General features: G+C 38.4%; 19 protein-coding genes and 1 riboswitch. Of the genes, 11 read left to right on the forward strand and 8 right to left on the reverse strand.

Translation table 11 applies throughout. The annotated features are described in order from the left end of the window. Positions 1–44 precede the first annotated feature (44 nt). Entirely contained in the window at positions 45–725 is a 681-nt protein-coding gene (gene radC, locus GPZ88_RS08450) for a RadC family protein (RefSeq protein WP_014334663.1), read from the forward strand. Positions 726–821: 96 nt separating this feature from the next. On the opposite strand, the gene GPZ88_RS08455 is transcribed toward radC, so the two are convergent. From GPZ88_RS08455 to GPZ88_RS08475, 5 genes are all read right to left on the reverse strand, one after another. Then, positions 822–1,463, reverse strand: coding sequence for a redox-sensing transcriptional repressor Rex (locus GPZ88_RS08455; RefSeq protein ID WP_039696977.1), 642 nt, complete (start codon positions 1,461–1,463; stop codon positions 822–824). Between the two features lie 133 nt (positions 1,464–1,596). Continuing rightward, complete coding sequence (locus tag GPZ88_RS08460; protein ID WP_039696976.1) at positions 1,597–1,944, reverse strand: DUF1831 domain-containing protein; 348 nt, start codon at positions 1,942–1,944, stop codon at positions 1,597–1,599. A 1-nt stretch (position 1,945) separates the two neighbouring features. Next, the gene (locus tag GPZ88_RS08465; protein WP_166044059.1) at positions 1,946–3,061 is read right to left on the reverse strand and encodes a cysteine desulfurase family protein; all 1,116 of its coding nucleotides are present in this window, start codon (positions 3,059–3,061) and stop codon (positions 1,946–1,948) included. 8 nt (positions 3,062–3,069) lie between these two features. After that, positions 3,070–4,041, reverse strand: a complete 972-nt coding sequence (locus GPZ88_RS08470) for a ribose-phosphate diphosphokinase (protein WP_039696974.1) — start codon at positions 4,039–4,041, stop codon at positions 3,070–3,072. Between the two features lie 86 nt (positions 4,042–4,127). Then, entirely contained in the window at positions 4,128–4,697 is a 570-nt protein-coding gene (locus GPZ88_RS08475; protein WP_014334666.1) for a CYTH domain-containing protein, read from the reverse strand. Between the two features lie 137 nt (positions 4,698–4,834). Here GPZ88_RS08475 and yjbM point away from each other — a divergent pair, with 137 nt between their 5' ends. From yjbM to GPZ88_RS08500, 5 genes are all read left to right on the forward strand, one after another. After that, entirely contained in the window at positions 4,835–5,500 is a 666-nt protein-coding gene (yjbM, locus tag GPZ88_RS08480) for a GTP diphosphokinase (RefSeq protein WP_039696973.1), read from the forward strand. Further along, positions 5,475–6,311 carry an NAD kinase gene (locus GPZ88_RS08485; RefSeq protein WP_039696972.1) on the forward strand — a complete coding sequence of 279 codons (837 nt, stop codon included), beginning with the start codon at positions 5,475–5,477 and terminating at the stop codon, positions 6,309–6,311. The genes yjbM and GPZ88_RS08485 overlap by 26 nt, the downstream gene beginning before the upstream one ends. Continuing rightward, positions 6,308–7,198, forward strand: a complete 891-nt coding sequence (locus GPZ88_RS08490) for an RluA family pseudouridine synthase (protein WP_157628946.1) — start codon at positions 6,308–6,310, stop codon at positions 7,196–7,198. The genes GPZ88_RS08485 and GPZ88_RS08490 overlap by 4 nt, the downstream gene beginning before the upstream one ends. A gap of 17 nt (positions 7,199–7,215) precedes the next feature. After that, positions 7,216–8,214 (forward strand): phosphate acetyltransferase, encoded by a 999-nt coding sequence (gene pta / locus GPZ88_RS08495; RefSeq protein ID WP_157628947.1) that lies wholly within the window; start codon positions 7,216–7,218, stop codon positions 8,212–8,214. A gap of 70 nt (positions 8,215–8,284) precedes the next feature. Next, positions 8,285–9,040, forward strand: coding sequence for an SDR family oxidoreductase (locus tag GPZ88_RS08500; RefSeq protein WP_166044061.1), 756 nt, complete (start codon positions 8,285–8,287; stop codon positions 9,038–9,040). 31 nt (positions 9,041–9,071) lie between these two features. Here the strand turns inward: GPZ88_RS08500 and GPZ88_RS08505 are convergent, their stop codons facing one another. Next, positions 9,072–9,467: a sodium transporter gene (locus GPZ88_RS08505; RefSeq protein WP_157628949.1), complete on the reverse strand. Its 396-nt coding sequence runs from the start codon at positions 9,465–9,467 to the stop codon at positions 9,072–9,074. Between the two features lie 162 nt (positions 9,468–9,629). Here GPZ88_RS08505 and GPZ88_RS08510 point away from each other — a divergent pair, with 162 nt between their 5' ends. Further along, positions 9,630–10,472: a Cof-type HAD-IIB family hydrolase gene (locus GPZ88_RS08510; protein ID WP_166044063.1), complete on the forward strand. Its 843-nt coding sequence runs from the start codon at positions 9,630–9,632 to the stop codon at positions 10,470–10,472. Between the two features lie 167 nt (positions 10,473–10,639). Beyond that, positions 10,640–12,058: a glycoside hydrolase family 1 protein gene (locus GPZ88_RS08515; protein WP_166044065.1), complete on the forward strand. Its 1,419-nt coding sequence runs from the start codon at positions 10,640–10,642 to the stop codon at positions 12,056–12,058. Positions 12,059–12,103: 45 nt separating this feature from the next. On the opposite strand, the gene GPZ88_RS08520 is transcribed toward GPZ88_RS08515, so the two are convergent. Both GPZ88_RS08520 and GPZ88_RS08525 read right to left on the reverse strand, forming a co-directional pair. Then, the gene (locus GPZ88_RS08520) at positions 12,104–12,760 is read right to left on the reverse strand and encodes an ABC transporter ATP-binding protein (RefSeq protein WP_166044067.1); all 657 of its coding nucleotides are present in this window, start codon (positions 12,758–12,760) and stop codon (positions 12,104–12,106) included. Positions 12,761–12,773: 13 nt separating this feature from the next. Beyond that, a complete protein-coding gene (locus GPZ88_RS08525; protein ID WP_166044069.1) occupies positions 12,774–14,297 on the reverse strand; it encodes an ABC transporter permease in 1,524 nt (507 codons plus the stop codon). A gap of 382 nt (positions 14,298–14,679) precedes the next feature. On the opposite strand from GPZ88_RS08525, the gene guaC reads away from it, so the two are divergent. From guaC to GPZ88_RS08540, 3 genes are all read left to right on the forward strand, one after another. Further along, a complete protein-coding gene (gene guaC / locus GPZ88_RS08530) occupies positions 14,680–15,663 on the forward strand; it encodes a GMP reductase (protein ID WP_039696963.1) in 984 nt (327 codons plus the stop codon). A 108-nt stretch (positions 15,664–15,771) separates the two neighbouring features. Continuing rightward, positions 15,772–15,867, forward strand: a riboswitch (purine riboswitch). A gap of 179 nt (positions 15,868–16,046) precedes the next feature. Next, positions 16,047–16,628: a xanthine phosphoribosyltransferase gene (locus GPZ88_RS08535; RefSeq protein WP_157628954.1), complete on the forward strand. Its 582-nt coding sequence runs from the start codon at positions 16,047–16,049 to the stop codon at positions 16,626–16,628. Next, the gene (locus GPZ88_RS08540; protein WP_074563550.1) at positions 16,621–17,898 is read left to right on the forward strand and encodes a nucleobase:cation symporter-2 family protein; all 1,278 of its coding nucleotides are present in this window, start codon (positions 16,621–16,623) and stop codon (positions 17,896–17,898) included. Before GPZ88_RS08535 ends, GPZ88_RS08540 begins: the two co-directional genes overlap by 8 nt. Positions 17,899–17,939 lie beyond the last annotated feature (41 nt).

Raw genomic sequence — 17,939 nt, forward strand, 5'->3', positions numbered from 1 at the left:
AAAAAATACCTCTAACTTACGAATAAATAAGTGGAGGTATTTTTATGTATGCAATAGAAATGAAAGCAGATGCCATGTTGCCGCGCGAACGATTGAGAGATTTAGGTGCCGAGCAATTAAGCAATCAAGAATTATTGTCCATTTTATTACGAACAGGTACCAAGACAAGGCCAGTTTTAGAAGTAGCTAATGATATTTTAAAACACATCGATACACTTGCTGACTTTCAGCATTTATCCTTACAAGAATTGCAAAAAATTAAAGGAATTGGCTATGTCAAATCTATTGAAATCAAAGCAATGATTGAACTGGCAAAGCGCATTAGCAAAGCAGAATATGTCCAAAAAGAGCGTATCATGAGTAGTGAACGTTTGGCTAGAAAGATGATGTTAGAGTTGAGCGATCAGAAGCAGGAGCATTTGGTGGCGATTTATTTGGATACTCAGAATCGCATTATCGAACAACGGACGATTTTTATTGGTTCGGTTCGTCGTTCAATCGCAGAACCTCGTGAGATTTTGTACTATGCTTGTAAAAACATGGCAACTTCAGTGATTATTATTCACAATCACCCGTCAGGTTCACCAGCACCGAGTGAAAATGACCTACGATTTACTGAGAAAATGAAACGAGCTTGCGATGATATTGGCATAGTCTGTTTAGATCACATTATAGTAGGCAAATACCAATATTATAGTTTTAGGGAAGAAACAGATGTACTGTAAAACTAAAAAAACCTGAAAGGAAAACTCTCAGGCAAGAAAAAGTATTCTAATACTAAATAAACTCAGCTAAGCAAAAAGCAGTTGGATTGCAGTTTGTTATTGATTTGATTGACTCATGAAATAAAGAAGTGTCTGTAATTCACTCGTTAAGTCGACGTATTGGACGATGACACCTTTTGGAACATTTAGATGAACGGGAGAAAAACTTAAAATACCACGAATACCAGCTTCAACCAAGATATCAGCAACTTCTTGAGCTTTAGTACTCGGAACGGTTAAAATAGCGGTTTCGATACCAGCTTCTTGTGCGTGCTCCTTAAGTGATGAGATACCATAAACTGGAATACCATCTGATGTTTGATGCCCAACAATTTCATTATCGTCTGTATCAAAAGCCATAGCAATTTGCATCTTGTTACGATCATGGAAACGGTAGTGAAGTAATGCTCGACCGATATTACCACATCCAACCAATAAAACATTTGTTGTTGAATGGTCGTTTAGGATATCAGCAAAGAAGTTCATTAATTTTTTGACGTCATAGCCGAAGCCACGTCTTCCTAGCTCACCAAAATAGGAAAAATCTCGGCGAACAGTTGCAGAATCGATTCCCATAGCATCTGCAATTTGTTTTGAACTTGCTTTTTCGACATTATCTGTATTAAAACGTTTGAAAATGCGATAATACAGCGAAAGTCGCTTAGCCGTTGCTTTAGGAATAGATTTCTCAGTAGTCACAATACCATCTCCCTTTTACTTGTTACATCTATTGTAACAAAAACTTTGTGAAAATAAAAACAAATTTTACAAAATAGAGTAAAAAAACAACTCCAAAGCTAATAAGAAGTAGCTTTGGAGTTGTTTTTATTGATTAAGCTTCTTTTTTAGTGAAAATATCACGTTCAACGAGGCTGTCCATCAAGAAATAGAATTTTTCTTGGAGGATTTTATTATCTTCAGATTTGAAGATATTAACGAAACGAAGCCCTGATTTGTCAGTGATGCTTAGTTTGAAGCCTGTCAAATCTTTGTTGATAGTGATTTTTAGTGGGAATCCATCACCTGAATTAGGGACTTTTTCCAATAAACGCGTTAATTCGTAATTACCGATACGGTTTTGTGTAAAGGTTGTGTCACGAAGCGTATATTTTTTAATATTATCGCTAATAGCATAGCTGTAAAGACAGTCTTTTAAAGTGATTTCTTTTTCAAATGCCATCCTATTTTCCTACAATTTCTATTAATTTTTTAGCGAGTTCTTGAACTTCTTCGATAGTGTTAAGTTCTGAGAAGCTAACGCGGATTGATTCTGCCAAACGTGGTGAATCTTCACCATATAGGCTTGCCAAGACGTGACTTGGATCGACAGTACCAGCAGTACATGCAGAACCAGTTGAAACAGCGATACCAGCTAAATCAAGGCGAGTTAGGAGAATACCATTGTTTTGATTTGGAAAACCAATGTTGAGCACGTGAGGCATTTTGTTTTGGCTACCGTTGATGTAATAGTCTAAGCTAGAAATAGCATCAAGGAAGGCTTGACGTAGTTCTTGGACGTGTTTGTAATTAGCATCTTTGTTAGCAACAGCATCTGATAGGGCTTTTGCCATACCAGCAATACCAATCATATTTTCAGTGCTAGCTCTGCGTTTTTCTTCTTGTTCCCCACCATGGAGCAAATTATCAAAGTGTTGTGGTGTTGAGTAAAGAATACCCACACCTTTTGGTCCGTGGAATTTATGAGCAGAAGCTGAAAGGAAATCAGCTTTAATCTCTTCAGGATAAACATCAATTTTCCCGATAGCTTGAACAGCATCAACGTGGAAAGCAGCTTGATGGTCTGAGAGAAGTTCGCCAATTTCTTTAACGGGAAGAAGGTCACCTGTTTCGTTGTTTGCAAACATTGTGCTGACTAAAATCGTATCATCGCGAAGAGCGTCAGCCACTTGTTTAGCAGAAATATGACCATCTTCAGGTTTTAGGTATGTGACTTCAAAACCAAAACGTTTTTCCAAATACTCCATTGTATGAAGAACAGAGTGGTGTTCGATAGAAGTGGTAATGATGTGTTTACCTTTTTCTTGGTTAGCAAGAGCATAGCCTTTGATGGCAGTGTTGTTGCTTTCAGTAGCACCAGATGTAAAGATAATGCGGCGTGGGTCAGTTTTTAAAGCTGAGGCAATGGTCTGGCGGTAAGAACGCAAACGCTGGTTAGCGTGACGTCCAATCCCATGAATACTTGATGGGTTACCAAAATCGTTGACCATAATTTCTGTCATTGCATCAATAACAGAAGGTGTGAGAGGGGTAGTTGCAGCATTATCGAGATATATCATATAGTAAATTAATCCTTTTTAGCGTTATATGAGAATAGTGGGCTGAGCGGAGTTTTTTCGTGGATACGAATAATCGCGTCAGCAATCAATTTGCTTGCTGAAAGGTATTTAATATTCTTAGGCAAGCGTTCTTTAGTAGCAACTGAGTCAGTTACTAAGATTTCTTTAATAGGAGCAGCATCAAGGCTTTCTGCAGCAGCTCCAGCAAATAGACCGTGACTAGCAACGGCATAAATTTCAGTAGCGCCATCGCGTTCAACGATTTTAGCTGCCTCAGCAAATGTTTTACCAGTGTTCAAAATGTCATCGATAAGGATTGCTTTTTTACCAGCAACATCACCGATAATGTAGCCTTCTTCACGGTGTGCATCATCTTCAGCGTAGTCGATGATAGCGATTGGTGAATCAAGGGTTTGAGCCAAGCTACGAGCACGTTTGATACCAGAGTTTTTAGGGCTGACAACAACAACGTCTTCACCTTTCAAACCAAGGTCGCAGTAGTATTTAGCAAACAATGGAACAGTAAAGAGGTTATCAACTGGGACATCAAAGAAACCTTGTACTTGAACAGCGTGAAGGTCAAGAGTCAAAAGACGGTCAACACCAGCTTTAACAAGCATGTTTGCTACAAGTTTAGCTGTGATTGGTTCACGTGATGCAGCAATACGGTCTTGACGTGAGTATCCGAAGTAAGGGATAACGACATTGACAGTGTGGGCGCTGGCACGTTTACAAGCGTCTACCATAATCAAGAGTTCCCAAAGGTTGTCATTAACAGGGTAGCTAGTTGATTGGATGATGTAGATATCATCACCACGAACTGTTTCTTCGATGTTAATCATGATTTCGCCGTCTGAAAACTTGCGTGTTGACACTTTTCCAAGAGGGACTCCAACTTCGTCCGCAATTTTTTGTGCAATCTCTACGTTAGAAGAAAGAGAAAAAAGCTTGAATTGTTTGTCGGCGTAATGTTCTGCCATGATATAAATAAACTCCTTTAAAATTAATACTTATATTTTACCAAAAAAACTGAAATAATTCAGCATTTTCTAAGGAAAAAGCGTCTTTAATTTCGCTTAAGGGTTGCGCTAAAGCGAGCAACTTTGCTTTTAGCATACTTAAAGTCAATGTCATGCTGAGCTAAGAAGTTGTCAAAATCTTTTTTGCCTTTTTCAGCATTTTCAACTTCTAGTTCAAGTTCATAGTCTTTAATATCAGCATATTGATTGCTATCAAGAGCCATAAGACCAATATCTGTCATTGTTTCGCGGCGTGTTGTCGTCAGACTACCAAAATTTTTAAGGCTTGATAGTTTAACACCATTTTCTTCGATAAGTTTCAAAAAATCAACTTCTGGGAATTGACCTGATTTGATGATTTCTTTGGCATCAGCCACACTCAAATCATAGTTGTATTCCAAATTACCAACTTCTTTTGGAATTTTCAATGTGATTTCTGCGCGATTTGGCAATGTCCGGATGCGAAGAGACATGCGATGTGCTTTCATGTCAAAATTATCTGAATCGAAGTAGTAATTCGTTTGCGTTACTGGTGTAACGTGTGAAAGTTGACTGTTAAGACGATTGAATTCGTCTTTAGTGAGTAATGTTTTGTACTCAATTTCAAGGTGTGTCATAAAATAATTTTCCTTTTTTCCTCAATTAGAAATATGGTATAATAGGTTTGTTATATTAATTCTATACAAAAGTCAATTTTTTGACAAGGATTGGTTATGTCTGCGTGACAAGCCCATCCCATTAGGAAGGAAATGTGATGGACTGGGAGAAATTTTTAGATCCTTACATACAAACTGTTGGTGAATTGAAGATTAAATTGCGCGGAATCCGCAAGCAATTTCGTAAACAAAATCGACATTCACCGATTGAGTTTGTGACTGGTCGTGTAAAATCGGTCGAAAGTATCAAGGAAAAAATGGTGCTACGCGGGATTAAACCAGAGAACATTGAACAAGATTTGCAAGATATTGCTGGTCTTCGTATTATGGTTCAATTTGTTGATGACGTTGATGAAGTTTTGGCACTTTTACGTAGTCGACATGATATGAAAATCGTGCAGGAACGTGATTACATCACGCATATGAAAGCCAGTGGTTATCGTTCATACCATGTTATTGTGGAATATCCTGTTGATACCATTGATGGTCAAAAAACAGTTCTAGCTGAGATTCAAATTAGGACTTTAGCGATGAACTTCTGGGCAACGATTGAACATTCATTGAACTATAAATATAAAGGCGAGTTTCCTGATGAAATTAAAAAACGTTTGGAAACAACAGCAAAAATTGCCCTTGAGTTGGATGAGGAGATGCGAAAAATTCGCGAGGATATTAGGGAAGCACAGCTTTTATTTGATCCCGCAAGTCGGAAATTAAGTGATGGTGTAGGAAATAGTGATGACACAGACGAATATTACAGATAAAGTAACACGTGTTGCTATCGTAGCAAACGGGAAATATCAGAGTAGACGAGTTGCCTCAAAGCTTTTTGCGGCATTCAAGGAAGATAAAGGATTCTATTTGTCTAAAAAAGATCCAGATATTGTCATTTCCATTGGTGGTGATGGAATGCTATTGTCTGCTTTTCACACGTATGAAAAGATCCTTGATAAAGTCCGCTTTGTGGGAATTCATACCGGTCATCTGGGTTTTTACACCGATTACCGAGATTTTGAAGTAGAAAAGTTAATTGAGAATTTGCGAGCTGATAAGGGGCGTAAGGCATCTTATCCAGTTTTGCGAGCTAAAATCACTTTAGATGATGGTCGTGTGGTGAAAGCGCGCGCCCTTAACGAAGTAGCCATCAAACGTATTGAGAAAACAATGGTTGCTGACGTTGTCATTGATAAAGTGAAGTTAGAACGTTTCCGTGGTGATGGTATTTCGGTATCAACACCGACAGGAAGCACAGCTTACAATAAATCTTTAGGCGGAGCTATTTTGCACCCAACGATGGAAGCGATGCAGTTGACAGAGATTTCTAGTCTTAACAACCGTGTTTATCGCACTCTTGGGTCATCTGTGATTGTGCCGAAAAAAGATAAAATTGAAATCATTCCTAAACGCCAAGGCGTTTATACAGTGTCAATCGATAACAAAACCATGCATTATAAAAATGTGTCTAAAATTGAATATTGTATTGACAATAAAAAAATTAGTTTTGTGGCAACACCCTTCCATACAAGTTTCTGGGAGCGCGTGAGAGATGCCTTTATAGGAGAAGTAGATTCGTGAGATTTGAATTTATTGCGGACCGACGAACAAAAGTAAAAACATTTTTAAAGGGACATGATGTCTCAAAAGGTTTATTAGCCAAAGTGAAATTTAAAGGTGGAAATATTTGGGTAAATGGCGTTGAGCAAAATGCCATTTATTTATTGGATGTGGGAGATGTGGTGACGATTGAAATTCCTGATGAACAGGAACATGAAACCCTTATTCCAGTCAAACATGACCTTGATATTGCCTATGAAGATGATCATTTTTTGATTATCAATAAACCCCATGGTTATGCAAGCATTCCAAGTGTTTTGCATTCAAATACCATCGCTAATTTTGTCAAATATTACTACATGGAGCAAAATTATCCTAACAAGCAAGTTCACATCGTAACTCGACTTGATAAGGATACAAGCGGTTTGATGCTTTTTGCCAAACACGGCTATGCCCATGCTCGACTTGATAAGCAATTACAAAGTAAGACCATTGAAAAACGTTATTATGCCTTGGTTTCTGGTCAAGGTGTACTAGAAGATGAGGGAGAAATCATTGCGCCGATTGCTCGAGATGAAGATAGTATTATCACACGTCGCGTGCACCCGTCTGGAAAATACGCTCACACAAGTTATCGCGTTGTGGAACGCTTTGGCGATGTGGCTTTGGTAGATATTCGACTTCACACAGGACGAACTCACCAAATTCGTGTGCATTTTGCTCACATTGGTTTCCCACTTTTGGGAGATGATTTGTATGGTGGCCGCATGGATCTTGGCATTACGCGACAAGCGCTGCATTGCCATTATTTACGTTTTGTAGACCCTTACACAAATAAAGAGATTATTCAAAGTGCAAACTTGACAGATGACTTTGATAGCGTTATCATGAAGCTACAACAAAAATAGATGGAAGGTTAATTTTTATGGGAATTCGATCTTTATTTGGTAGCTTAAGGGAAAAAATTGTTGGTAAAAACCTCAAAATTGTTTTTCCTGAAGGAAATGATGAACGTGTTCTTCGTGCAGCCGCTCGTTTAAAATTTGAAGGTTTGATTGAACCAATTATTTTAGGAGAAGCTACGGAAGTTCGAGAATTACTGGCTAAATTCGGTTTTGCTGATCAAAACTATGTGATTATTAACCCGCAAACTTATGATAAGTTTAATGAGATGAAGGAAGCCTTTCTTGAAATCCGAAAAGGTAAAGCAACTCCTGAAGATGCTGATCGTCTATTGAAAGACGTTAATTATTTTGGTGTTATGTTGGTCAAACTTGGTTTGGCTGATGGTATGGTTTCTGGTGCGATTCATTCAACAGCAGATACTGTTCGCCCAGCTCTTCAAATCATCAAAACAAAACCGGGCATTTCCAGAACATCAGGTGTTTTCTTGATGAACCGTGAAAGCACTGATCAACGTTTTATGTTCGCAGATTGTGCTATCAATATTGATCCGAATGCTCAAGAGCTATCTGAAATTGCTTTAAACACTGCTGAAACGGCAAGAATTTTTGACATTGATCCAAAGATTGCCATGCTTAGCTTTTCAACAAAAGGAAGTGCCAAAGCACCTCAAGCTGAAAAAGTTCGTGAAGCCACTCAACTGGCTAAGGGACGTCAGCCTGAATTGGCTATCGATGGTGAATTGCAATTTGATGCTGCTTTTGTTCCAAGTACAGCAGAAGTAAAAGCACCAGATAGTGACGTCGCTGGACAAGCAAACGTCTTTATCTTCCCAGACCTTCAATCAGGAAACATTGGTTACAAGATTGCTCAACGTCTTGGTATGTTTGAGGCAATCGGTCCAATTCTTCAAGGATTGAACAAACCAGTCAATGATTTATCACGTGGTTCAAGTGCAGAAGATATTTATAAATTAGCTATTATCACAGCAGCTCAGGCTGTTGATGACATGAACGAATAATAAGAAAGAATCAGTTGGCTGATAACCAACTGACTTTCTTATATCCAGAAGAGTATAGAAAGAGAGTAACATGACAAAAATTGCATTAGTAACAGGCGCTTCGGCAGGATTTGGAAAAGCTATTGTTAAGAAATTAGTAGCAGATGGTTATCAAGTTATTGCCAGTGCTCGTCGTTTAGAAAAATTGCAGAGCTTACAAGCAGAACTAGGTAGTGATAAGGTTTATCCTTTACAAATGGATGTTTCTGAGCCAAAACTCATTGATCAAGCTTTAGCAAGTTTACCAGAAGCTTGGCAAAACATTGACCTTTTAGTCAATAATGCTGGTTTGGCACTTGGTTTAGATAAGGCATATGAGGCCGATTTTACTGACTGGATGACCATGATTAATACCAATATCGTAGGTCTTGTTTATTTAACACGCCAAATTTTGCCAAGCATGGTTAAGCGTAATTCAGGGATGATTATCAATCTTGGTTCAACAGCTGGAACAATTCCATACCCAGGTGCAAATATTTACGGTGCTTCAAAAGCTTTTGTGAAACAATTCTCGTTGAACTTGCGTGCTGACCTTGCTGGTACTAAGATTCGTGTGACAAATATCGAACCAGGACTTTGCGAAGGCACAGAGTTTTCGAACGTACGCTTTAAAGGCGATGATGAACGTGCTGAAAAACTTTATGAAGGAGCGCATGCCATTACGCCAGAAGATATCGCAAACACCGTCTCATGGGTGGCTAGCCAACCAGAACATGTTAATTTCAACCGCATTGAAATGATGCCTGTGTCTCAAACATATGGAGCACAGCCAGTTTATCGCGATTAAGAATAAGCAAAAAGAGCCAAAAGGCTCTTTTTTAATCATCGAAAATAGGATTGGTGCTAGAAGGTCCAGAAGTGACATCAGACCAGCCAACGATTGCTTGACCAGATTCATTTAGGTAACTTGCCAGAACAGGCTTTAAGTCTTGGATAAAAGTAATAACACCCATAAGTTCACCAGAATCATCTTTAACTGCTTGATAAGTTTGAAATAAGATACGGTCAAATGATTCGGTAGGAATTTGAAAATGAAGGGCTTGTTCTGGTGATTGTTCAAGACTGCTCCAAACCCATTGTGGTAATTCATTTTCTTCGGGTTCCGAGAAAAAAGAGCCGTCTGAACGATTATTGCTATAAATCAGTTTTAAATTTTTATCATAAAAACTAGCTCGGTAAGGAAGATGTGCTAGTAAGTCTTTTACATTTTTCATGGTTTTAGGATAGCGATTTTGTATCAGAAATGCAAGCAAGCTGTCTGAAAGCTGTCAGCTGGAAAAAAGCAGAGGAAAGTATCAGTTTTTCGTAAGATATAACTATCGTTTTCAAACTTTTCTTAGTAAAATAGAGGCATTAAAAACGAAGAGGACAGTGCTGTGAGTAAAATTATTTTTTTAGATGTTGATGGAACCTTGGTGGATTATCACAATCGTATTCCAGAATCTGCTGCGATCGCAATTCGACAAGCGCGTGCCAATGGGCATAAAGTCTTTGTCTGTACGGGACGTAGTCGTGCAGAAATGCAACCTGAATTATGGAAAATTGGGCTTGATGGCATGATTGGTGGTAATGGCTCATATGTCGAATACAATGAAGAAGTTATCATGCATCAGATGATTTCAAAAGAAGATTCGAGAGCGATTGTTGACTGGTTACATGAGCGCGGATTGGAATTTTATTTGGAATCTAATAACGGATTATTTGCTTCAGAAAACTTTAAAGAAGCTGCTCGCCCAGTCATGCGCAAGTACGTCATGCAAAAAGGAAAAACAGCCGCAGAAGTAGAACACATGGAAGCTGAAGATGCTCTTCATGGCTTGGTTTATGGTGGCGAATTATACCGTGATGACCTAAATAAAGTCAGCTTTATTTTGAATTCTTACCAAGATCATTTGGATTCTGCTAAGGCTTTTCCAAACTTAAAAGCTGGGACTTGGGGCGGCCGAGGGGAAACAGCTTTGTTTGGCGACCTTGGCGTTAAAGATATTACCAAAGCGCATGCTATTGACGTTATTTTAGAGCATTTGCAGGCTAGTCGTGAGGATACCATTGCTTTTGGGGATGCCAAAGTGGACATTCCAATGCTTGAGTGTTGTAAGATTGGTGTTTCTATGGGAAATGGTGGCCCAGAAATTCTAGCGATGGCTGATATGGTGACTGACGATGTCGAAGAAGCTGGCCTCTACAACGCCTTTGCCAAATTAGGTTTGATGGAATGAAAATGACTTGAGATAGGAATTGTCAGATTGTTTATATTTTGTTTCGATATCTGATATTTGTCGTCATTTTTTCGTATGATAGTACAAGGATAGCGTTGGATAGCATTAGTTTTTTAGAAATGATAGCGCTATAATTGTAGTCAATGAAAAGTTAAAAGGAGATTGACATGTTACACAAAACGCTAAAACCATTTCCAGATTATTTCTTGTGGGGAGCTTCAACCTCTGCTTACCAAGTAGAAGGTGCCTCTTTAGAAGACGGCAAAGGACCTTCTTGTCAAGATGTGAAAGAATTACCAGCAGGAACTGCAGATTTGACAGTTTCAGTTGACCATTATCATCACTACAAAGAAGATATTGCCTTGATGGCAGAAATGGGCTTTAAATCTTATCGTTTTTCAATTTCTTGGTCACGTGTTTTACCAAACGGGACTGGCGAAGTGAATCCAAAAGGAATTGAGTTTTATAACAACTTGATTGATGAATGTTTGAAATATGATATCGAACCAATTGTGACAATGTTCCACTTTGATATGCCAGCAGCGCTTGATGAACGTGGCTCATGGTCAACACATGAGTCAGTAGATTGGTTTGCTGAATATGCGCGTGTCTTGTTTGAAAACTTTGGTGACCGTGTGAAATATTGGCTAACAATCAATGAACAAAATATGCTTACTTTGGTTGGCCCTGTTATCGGTACCCTTCATGTGCCAGAAGGAACAACAAACCTTACAAAAGAAATTTACCAACAAAATCACCATCAATTGGTAGCGCAAGCTAAAGCTATGCAGCTTTGTCACGAAATGCTTCCAGAAGCTAAAATTGGTCCAGCACCAAATATTTCACTTGTTTATGCGGCTTCATCAAAACCAGAAGATGTTCTAGCTGCTCAAAACTTCAATGCAATTCGTAACTGGCTCTATCTTGATGCTTATATCCTAGGTGAATACAATAACCTTGTCTGGGCATACCTTGAAGAACAAGCTGCTACACCAGTGATTACTGATGAAGATCGTGCCATCATGAAAGCTGCAAAACCAGACTTTATCGGATTTAACTACTATAATACAGCAACAGTAGCTGCATCAGATGGTACAGAAAGCTTGAACCCATCAGCTGACCAACAAACAGCACGTGGAGAAGCAGGTTTCTACCGTGGTGTTGACAATCCAAACCTTCCAAAAACTGAATTTGGTTGGGAAATTGACCCAGTCGGTTTCCGTGCAACTGTTCGTGAAATGTACAGCCGTTACCGCTTGCCACTTTTGGTTACTGAAAACGGTCTTGGAGCTTACGATACTTTGACAGAAGATGGTAAAGTTCACGACCAATACCGTATCGATTATCTTCGTGCTCATATTGAACAAATTCAATTAGCGATTACGGACGGTGTTGATATGCTTGGTTACAATCCATGGTCAGCTATTGACCTTATCTCAACACACGAAGGCATTCGTAAACGTTATGGTTTCATTTACGTTGACCGTACTGATGAAGAAGTTGGCAGCCTTGAACGTTACCGCAAAGATTCATTCTTCTGGTATAAAAAAGTTATTGCTACTAATGGACAAGATTTGTCAGATTAAAATAAGAAGAAAAAGCACTCAGCAGTTTTGCTGGGTGCTTTTCGTTTATAGTTGGGTGAATTGTTTTTTCTTGAGTTCAAAAACGACATCTGTTTCTTTAGCGACAGCCGTTTCATGTGTCACGATAATCACGGTTTTATTTTGCTGATGAGCGATGTCTTTGAAGATATTGACAATGTCTTGGGTAGTTTCTTCGTCTAAGTTTCCCGTTGGTTCATCAGCGATAATGACATCATGATTGGTTGCTAGGGCTCGGACGATGGCAACACGCTGTTGTTGACCACCGGAAAGTTGAAGAACTGGCTTGTCAATCAATTCTTTAGGAATGCCCACCAGCTCAAAAAGCTCATCGATTTTAGCATTGTCAACGGGAGTGTTTGTGATTTCGAGTGCTGTTTGAACATTTTGACGTGCGGTCATGTAAGTCATTAAATTATAAGCTTGGAAAATAGTTGAAACAGCGTTTTTACGGTAATTGGTCAAGCCAGACTTATTAATATCTTTGTCATCTAAGTAAATCTTGCCTGTTTTTGGGCTATCTAAGCCAGCCAGCAAGGAAAGAAAGGTGGTCTTTCCACTTCCTGACTGTCCAAGAATGGCATAAATTTTTCCTCTTTCGAAGCTTAGATTGACATCTTTGAACAGGTAATCATCTGGATTATTAGTGTACCAATAGCCAATATTTTTTGTGTGTAAGGTCATATGAGCGTCCTTTCTAGTTAGAAGTCAAGATGTCTTTAGGTTTCATTCGGATAATACCGATACTTGCTAAAATCGTTGACACAAATGAAATAAGAAGAGCAATACCACCGAGTTTTGCGACATCAGTTCCTGTTAGTTTGATATCGAGATTATCGATTTCTTGTGGTGAAGTTGTTGCCATTGACATCATGTTGCCAAAACCACTGCCGGATGGTTTGTCATTTTGGGGTTTTGAGTCATTTTGCTTATTGTCATCATTAGAAGAGTTTGTCTCTTGACCAGGACCACCGCCATTAGGTCCTTGGTTTGTAGTTTGTTGTGTCTGAGTTGAAGATGACAACAGTTGATTACCAAGGGCATTTCCGACAAAATTTCCTGCAAATGATGCAATTACAAGAGAAACAATAGTTACCATGAATAACTCTGTGAAGAATTGGCCAATGATTTTAAGGCGATTTTCACCCAAGCTCATGAGAACTCCAATTTCGTAACGGCGCTCACGAATGCTTAAAATAACAATCAAGGTTAGGATAACTGCGCCAGCAACAGCCACCAAAATAACAATATTTTGTGCAATTGATGAAATGTTATTAAGTGGTGAAAGCATTTGTTCGTAGATTTCATCGCTTGATGTCACAGAGTAAGTGTCAGTGTCGATTTCTGATTTTACTTCTTTAACGAAACTGTTCATTTTTTCAGGATTTGAAAGGGTATAGACAGCTGAATCAAGTTTATCTGTTTCACCTTTCATGGTATTAGCTGTTGTCAGTGTTGTGTAAATGTTGTTTTGTGGGTTTGAGGCATTTGACATCATTTGAGCTGTCGTTGCTGTTGATGAATTGTCGTAGATACCAATGACAGTTAGAGTGTAGTTTGTCTCAGTACTATCTACAGTAGTTGTTACTGTGAAAGTATCACCTACACTTAAATTGTTTTCGCTAGCCAAATCTGAAGAGATAAGTGCGGAGTTGTCGGCAGTTTCTGACGTAATGCCAACACCTTTTTTAATCTCACTTGTGCCTGAAGTGAAGTCACTGACATTGTCAGTTGTGTTAACACCAGTAATGGTAAAATCACCCGATGCCATCATGCCGCCGTGGTTTTCAGGTTGGTTGCCATTTTGTGAAGCATTATCGCTTGAATCATCAGAAGATGAAGAAGTAGAGATAGCAGAAATACCGTCACCTGCATTAGCCGTTGTGGTTGTTGTGAAAAGGTGTGATGAGACACCACTTTTTTCTGCGATTGATTTTGCTGTTGCAAGGTCAACAGAAGTAGTAGCTGTGGTGGTGCTACTTGAGTCAGAACTATTTTCGCTGTCAGGTTTAAAAGCCTTCATCATAGTTTCGCGGTTAACAGATAAAGTCACTGTTGCACCTGCTTGTTTTTTAGCTGATGTGACAGCAGAATCTGCCGCATTTTTAATGGTTAATCCAGCTAGCACAAAAATTAAAATCGCACTGGTCACCAAAACGAGTAGTCCCGTGCGTCCTTTTTTGGCTTTTGTCGCAAGCCAGGCTCGCTTAATAAAATTCATGTCAATAACTCCTTTGCAATCGTATTACAAAAAAGTCTAGGGGATTAAACTTAAGTCAAACTGAAAGAAAACTGAAATAAAACTTAAAAAATATGAAAATGTTACCAATAAATATAGTTCGTGAAAAACGAACGATACAAAAATATAAAATAGAAATATTTGACATTAAACGAATGAAGTTGTAGAATGATAGTGGAAGGGTAAGGTTTTACCTAGCGATGCTTTATTAAGTCAATGCTTAATAGAGTTATAGGAAGGTCATTTTTTAATGAAAGAGTCGATGTGTTTTTGAGCTACTCTGACAGAGAAAAGGTGACCTTTTTAGATTGTCCTTTGACCTTGTCTGAGTGTTCACTGACACAAAGACCACGGAGAAATTGATATGTATAACGAAATGCCTGTCTTTGATTATGAAGATATTCAACTCATTCCTAACAAATGTATCATTAAAAGCCGTTCGGAAGCTGATACGCATGTAACACTTGGTGATTATACCTTTAAATTGCCAGTTGTTCCTGCTAATATGCAGACGATTATCGATGAAGATATCGCTGAAAAGCTTGCTAAAAATGGTTACTTTTACATTATGCATCGTTTTGACGAAGCTTCTCGAAAACCTTTTGTCAAACGCATGCATGACCAAGGCTTGATTGCTTCAATCTCAGTAGGTGTTAAAGATTATGAGTACGACTTTGTCTCAAGCTTAAAAGATGATGCGCCGGAATTCATTACCATTGATATCGCTCATGGACATTCTGATAGTGTCATTGAGATGATTAAGCACATTAAAAAAGAATTGCCAGATACTTTTGTTATCGCTGGTAATGTTGGAACACCTGAGGCTGTTCGTGAGTTGGAAAATGCAGGTGCTGATGCCACAAAAGTTGGGATTGGTCCTGGTAAAGTTTGTATCACAAAAGTGAAAACTGGTTTTGGAACAGGCGGCTGGCAATTAGCAGCACTACGTTGGTGCGCAAAAGCAGCTCGTAAACCAATTATCGCTGATGGTGGTATTCGTACTCACGGTGACATTGCAAAATCTATTCGTTTTGGTGCGACAATGGTTATGATTGGTTCTCTCTTTGCTGGACACTTAGAAAGCCCAGGAAAATTGGTAGAAGTAGATGGAAAACAATATAAAGAATACTACGGTTCTGCTTCTGAGTACCAAAAAGGAGAACACAAAAACGTTGAAGGTAAGAAAATCTTACTCCCTGTCAAAGGACATCTAAAAGACACACTTGTTGAAATGCAAGAAGATCTTCAAAGCTCTATTTCATATGCTGGTGGTCGTGATTTGCATGCCTTGACACGTGTTGATTATGTTATCGTTAAAAATTCAATCTGGAATGGTGATTCAATTTAGAACAGGAAAGTTGTCATTATTTTCAGAATATTACTTCTTTAATAATAGGACCAATGTCATCTTGAAATCCAAGTTTAAAATGATACAATAGTTCTATCATTAATGTGATGGTTAAAATTCAATATTACTTATTTATGCTACGAATAGGCGTAGCGTTTCTACAAGACACCGTAATGTCTAACAATAAGTCAATTCTCAGTTGCTGTCTGAGAAAACATTTTTGCATACCTGTAAAAATGTGACCGAGTTTTGCAAGAGGTGTTTACAATTCGTAAACACCTCTTTTTATACAATCTGTCTTTGTTTAATGACGCTTGAAAAGTTTCATAGTAAGTTGTTTGTTTTAACAATCCGATTTTAAAAATTTTTCAAAAGGAGAATCCATGAAATTATTGGAAGATCGCATCTTAAAAGATGGTAATGTTTTGGGTGAGGATATCTTGAAAGTAGATAGTTTCCTCACTCATCAAGTTGACTATGAACTCATGCAAGAAATTGGTAAAGTTCTTGCGGCAGCTTATAAAGACGCTGGTATCACAAAAGTAGTTACAATTGAAGCATCTGGTATTGCACCAGCTTTATATACGGCACAAGCCATGAACGTTCCAATGATTTTCGCTAAAAAAGCTAAAAATATCACAATGACAGAAGGTATTTTAACAGCAGAAGTTTATTCATTTACTAAGCGTGTGACAAGCACAGTATCAATCGCAAGTAAATTCTTGTCAGAAGACGACACTGTTCTTATCGTTGATGATTTCTTGGCAAATGGACAAGCTGCTAAAGGGCTACTTGAAATTATTGGTCAAGCAGGTGCTAAAGTAGCTGGTATTGGTATTGTCATTGAAAAATCTTTCCAAACAGGTCGTAAATTACTTGAAGAAACAGGTGTTCCTGTAACGTCTCTAGCTCGAATCAAAGAATTTAAAGATGGTCAAGTTGTCTTTATGGAGGCTGATGCATAATATGGAAATGAATGAACAAAAACACTCACAAGCCGCTATTCTAGGTTTGCAACATTTACTTGCCATGTATGCAGGATCAATCTTGGTTCCTATCATGATTGCCAGCGCCCTCAACTATTCAGCTGAACAATTAACTTACCTAATCTCAACTGATATTTTCATGTGTGGGGTTGCTACATTCTTGCAATTGCAGTTACGTAAGCACTTTGGTGTCGGACTTCCAGTTGTTCTTGGTTGTGCCTTCCAATCTGTTGCACCGTTATCAATCATTGGGGCTAAACAAGGTTCTGGTTACATGTTTGGTGCTTTGATTGTCTCTGGTATTTATGTGATTTTGATTTCTGGCATTTTCTCAAAAATTGCTGATTTCTTCCCACCAGTTGTTACTGGTTCTGTCATCACAACTATTGGTTTAACTTTGATTCCAGTTGCTATCGGTAACATGGGTGATAACTCAGACAAACCAACAGCACAATCATTGATTTTGGCACTTGTAACCATTGCGATTGTTCTTGCGGTTAATATTTTTGCTAAAGGATTCATTAAATCAATTGCCATTTTGATTGGTTTGATTGGTGGAACGATTGTGGCTGCCTTTATGGGCTTGGTTGATACATCAGTAGTCGCTAACGCACCGCTTGTTCACATTCCACAACCATTCTACTTTGGCGCACCAAAATTTGAAATCACATCAATCATTATGATGTGTATCATTGCAACTGTTTCAATGGTTGAATCAACTGGTGTTTATCTTGCATTGTCAGATTTGACTGGTGAAAAATTAGACAGCAAACGTCTTCGTAACGGTTACCGTGCAGAAGGTGCAGCCGTTCTTCTTGGAGGTATTTTCAATACTTTCCCATATACTGGATTCTCACAAAACGTTGGTTTGGTTCGTATTTCAGGAATCAAAACACGTCGTCCAATTTACTATACAGCTTTGTTCCTTGTGATTCTTGGGCTTCTTCCAAAATTCGGTGCAATGGCACAAATGATTCCAAGTCCAGTTCTTGGTGGTGCTATGATTGTTCTTTTTGGTATGGTAGCTCTTCAAGGGATTCAAATGCTAAATCAAGTTGATTTCCAAAATAACGAATACAACTTTATCATTGCTGCGGTTTCAATCGCTTGTGGAGTTGGTTTTAACGGAACAAATCTCTTTGTTAGCCTTCCAAATACAGTTCAAATGTTCTTAACAAATGGTATTGTTATTGCTGCATTATTTGCTGTTGTTCTTAATTTGATTTTAAACGGAAAACCAAAAAAATAAGCGTTTAGACATAAATAAACACATCTAGGATTTTTCCTAGA

It is taken from the genome of Streptococcus ruminicola (assembly GCF_011387195.1).
Lineage (GTDB): Bacteria > Bacillota > Bacilli > Lactobacillales > Streptococcaceae > Streptococcus > Streptococcus ruminicola.